General features: G+C 66.3%; 5 protein-coding genes. All 5 read right to left on the bottom strand.

Annotated features, from left to right (window positions below; translation table 11 throughout):
• Positions 1-115: translation initiation factor IF-2 associated domain-containing protein (locus ACFDSW_RS15835; RefSeq protein WP_375251232.1), on the bottom strand; the 115-nt coding region annotated here is incomplete at its 3' end.
• Positions 116-147: 32 nt separating this feature from the next.
• Positions 148-867 carry a DUF448 domain-containing protein gene (locus tag ACFDSW_RS15840; protein WP_375251228.1) on the bottom strand — a complete coding sequence of 240 codons (720 nt, stop codon included), beginning with the start codon at positions 865-867 and terminating at the stop codon, positions 148-150.
• 260 nt (positions 868-1127) lie between these two features.
• The gene (locus ACFDSW_RS15845) at positions 1128-1358 is read right to left on the bottom strand and encodes a 4-oxalocrotonate tautomerase family protein (protein ID WP_375251229.1); all 231 of its coding nucleotides are present in this window, start codon (positions 1356-1358) and stop codon (positions 1128-1130) included.
• Positions 1358-2977: a transcription termination factor NusA gene (gene nusA, locus ACFDSW_RS15850; RefSeq protein ID WP_375251230.1), complete on the bottom strand. Its 1620-nt coding sequence runs from the start codon at positions 2975-2977 to the stop codon at positions 1358-1360. Before nusA ends, ACFDSW_RS15845 begins: the two co-directional genes overlap by 1 nt.
• Positions 2977-3555: a ribosome maturation protein RimP gene (gene rimP, locus ACFDSW_RS15855; RefSeq protein WP_375251231.1), complete on the bottom strand. Its 579-nt coding sequence runs from the start codon at positions 3553-3555 to the stop codon at positions 2977-2979. The genes nusA and rimP overlap by 1 nt, the downstream gene beginning before the upstream one ends.
• Between the last annotated feature and the right edge of the window lie 199 nt (positions 3556-3754).

The raw sequence follows: 3754 nt of genomic DNA on the forward strand, positions 1-3754 counted from the left end.
CGAGCACGCGGCGACGCTTCACCTCGACCACCACCGTATTGCTACGGCCGTGGCTAAAGCTCTGCTTCACCTTGCCGGTCTCGACCGTACGCTTCAAACCCAAGGGCGTACGCATTCCGAGTTTCGGCTTATCGTTGTCGGTCTCGCTCACTCACATTCCTCGTCTGTCGTCACGGCCCCGATGACCGTCGGCCTCGCCCGGGGATGACCGGGCGCCGATGCGCCTTGCGCGGCCGTAGCGCAAGGTGCGGGTGTAGGATCAGGGCCGATAAAGTGCAGCCAGCGGCCGAGCGCTTCACCCAGCCGACCAGCAGCAGCGCGGTCGATGACGCCGATATGTACCACATTCTCGCGGCCCAGCGCCAACGACAATATGGGGCGACCGACCGGCAACGCCAAGCCCCTCAACGAACTTCCCTCACGTTCGCTGCCGACGCGCCATGCCTGCGCCAGCTTGCGCGCGCCGTCGTCGCTGGCGTCGGCGGCATGATATAGCGCGTGCAGCTTGCCCGCGCGCGCGGCGGTTTCGATCCGTTCCGACCCCGTCAGCACCGTGCCGGCGCGCGATTCGAGGCCAAGGCGATCGAGGGCATTGCGCTCCAGCGCGGCCGCGACCAGCGCGGGCAGATCGTCCGGAATGGTCATCGCGCCCGTCTTGAACGCGCGCGCCAGCGCGCCGCGCAGCTTGCCCTTCGCGATTGCCTGTTCGAGCACGTCCCGCGTCACGCCGATCCAGGCGCCACGCCCCGGCGCCTTGCCGCGCACATCGGGCAGCACCCGTCCGTCCGGCGCCAGCGCCAGCCGGATCAGTGCCGCCGGGGACGCCCGGTCGCGGGTAAGGATGCAGGAGCGCGTCGTGTCAGTCACTGCGCGCCTCCGTGAGGCCGGGCTTGTCCGGTATTAGGGGCGTCGCACGCTGCCGTACACGGTCCACGGGTTCGTCTGGCAGGAGGTGGCGGAGACGATGGACGCCGCCACCGCCAGCAGACGCGGATCGGGAAATGGCCGCGCCGCTACGAGCGGAATGCGATCGAAGAGCGTACGATGCGCTGGATGCCGGGACGGGCCCGGCATGACAAACGGTCGACGTATCGCTGTGGCGATGGACGTGGTGGAGCGCTACCGTCTCATTGCGAGGGAACCGCATGCGCGTCCTCCCTCGGTTTGGGCGCGTCGCGGTGCGCGATCAGCACGCCGCCGGCGCCGTAATTCTCCGGGCTGACTTCCTCGATCACGACCTGCACCGCGGCCGGGTTCTTCCCCAGCCGCGATACCAGCGAGGCCGTGACGTCTGCCACGATCCCCGCCTTCTGCTCGACGCTTGCCGTGCCGGCCATCCGGATCGATACGAACGGCATCAGGCTTCCTCCGACTCCTCGGTCGTCTGGGTGGCATCGCCATCATCGAACCAATGCGCACGCGCGGCCATGATGATCTCGTTGCCCTGTTCCTCGCTCAGGCCATATTCGCCCAGCACGCCGCCGCGCTGCTCGCGGCCCTCGTTGCGGCGCGTATTGTCGTCGTTGCGACGGCGCGGCTCGGCGCGCTTCTTCTCGATCAGCTCGTCGGTGGCGAGATCCGCCAGATCGTCGAGCGTCTTGATCCCCGCCTTGCCGAGCGTGACCAGCATCGCCTCGGTCAGATAGGGCAGTTCGGCCAGCGCGTCGTCGACGCCCAGTGCCTGACGCTCCTCGCGATTGGCCTGCTCGCGACGGTCGAGTGCTTCCTGCGCACGGCTCTGCAGCTCCTGCGCCAGATCCTCGTCAAAGCCTTCGATGCCCGCCAGCTCGTCCAGCTCGACATAGGCGACTTCTTCCAGCGCTCCGAAGCCCTCGGCCACCAGCAATTGCGCCAGCGTCTCGTCGACATCCAGTTCGTTCTGGAACGTCTCGGAATTCTTGACGAACTCCTGCTGGCGCTTCTCGCTGGCGTCGGTTTCGGTCAGGATGTCGATCGCCTTGGCGGTCAGTTGCGAGGCGAGCCGCACATTCTGCCCGCGACGGCCGATCGCCAGGCTCAGCTGATCGTCAGGGACGACCACCTCGATCCGGTCCTCTTCCTCGTCGATCACCACGCGCGCGACGTTCGCCGGCTGCAGGGCGTTGACGACGAAGGTGGCGGTGTCGGGCGACCAGGGGATGATGTCGATCTTCTCGCCCTGCATTTCCTGCACCACCGCCTGAACGCGGCTGCCCTTCATGCCGACGCACGCGCCGACCGGGTCGATCGACGAATCATGGCTGATGACGCCGATCTTCGCGCGGCTGCCCGGATCGCGCGCGGCGGCCTTGATCTCGATGATGCCGTCGTAGATCTCGGGCACTTCCTGCGCGAACAGCTTCTTCATGAAGTCGGGATGCGCGCGGCTCAGGAAGATTTGCGGCCCGCGATTCTCGCGCACCACCTTCAGGATCAGGCTGCGGATGCGATCGTTGACGCGCACCACTTCGCGCGGGATCTGCTGGTCGCGCCGGATGACGCCTTCCGCGCGGCCCAGATCGACGACGATATGGCCGAATTCGACGCGCTTGACGACGCCGGTGATGATCTCGCCCGCGCGATCCTTGAACTCTTCATACTGACGCTCGCGCTCGGCATCGCGAACCTTTTGGAAAATCGTCTGCTTGGCGGCCTGTGCCTGGATGCGGCCGAATTCGATCGGGGGCAGCGGATCGACCAGATAGTCGCCGACCGTGGCGCCCGGCTGCAGCTTTTGCGCGCCCTTCACGTCGACCTGCTTGTAGATGTCGTCGACCAGCTCGACCACCTCGACGACGCGCCACAGCCGCAGGTCGCCGTTGTTCGGGTCCAGCTTGGCGCGAATGTCCATTTCCTGGCCGTAGCGGGTCCGCGCGGCGCGTTGGATCGCATCCTCCATCGCCTCGATGACGATGCCCTTGTCGATCATCTTTTCCGACGCGACCGAATTGGCGATCGCGATCAGCTCAGCGCGGTTGGCGGTGACGCCGGTGGCCATCAGTGGATATCCTCTTCTTCATCCGCAGTGGCGGACGTGTCCAAAATCTCTTCGTCGGCGCCGTCCATCGATAGCGGCACGGTGGCGGCGATCAGTTTGTCGGTCAGCACCAGCTTGGCATCCGCGATCAGCGCGAACGGCACCTGTGCGATGTCCTGGGTGCGCGGGTGACGGATCGCGATCAGGTCGTCGCCGTCGATCCCTTCCAGCTCGCCCTTGAACTGCTTCTGCCCGTCGATCGCCTCGGTCAGCACGATCCGCGCCTCATGCCCGGTCCAGTCGGCGAAGTCCTGCCGGCGCGTCAACGGACGGTCGATGCCGGGCGACGACACCTCCAGCCGGTATGCGCCGTCGATCGGATCCTGCCCCGCTTCTTCCAGCGCATCCAGCTTGTCCGACAGGCGGCGCGACAGGTTCGCGCAATCGTCGATCGTCAGCTGGCGCGTATCGGGCCGCTCCGCCATCACCTGCAACGTCCGCTCGTCATCCTTGCCATACAGCCGCACGCGCACCAGCGCGAAGCCGAGTGCGTCGGCCTCGGGTGCGATCAGGCGGATAAGGGCATCGATATCGTTCAAGCGGACCTACCAGGCATGCGTTTGTTGCCGCCGCGGAAGAGGTTCCCGCGGCCCCTTGCACCTTGCGATGTAAGAGAAAGCTCGGCGGATATAGCGGTATTGCGATGGTATCGCAAGCTTCGAGCGCATAAGCCCGAACCGGCGGAACCCACGGCCCGCATTCGCGCTTGAACGGGGGATGCGGCGGATCGCCGCGGGC

The sequence above is a fragment of the Sphingomonas sp. genome, assembly GCF_042091075.1.
GTDB lineage: Bacteria > Pseudomonadota > Alphaproteobacteria > Sphingomonadales > Sphingomonadaceae > Sphingomonas.

Bases quoted from the DNA above. Each gene is read 5' to 3' on its own strand.
- ACFDSW_RS15845 (WP_375251229.1), bottom strand. From the start codon at position 1,358: ATGCCGTTCGTATCGATCCGGATGGCCGGCACGGCAAGCGTCGAGCAG.
- nusA (WP_375251230.1), bottom strand. From the start codon at position 2,977: ATGGCCACCGGCGTCACCGCCAACCGCGCTGAGCTGATCGCGATCGCC.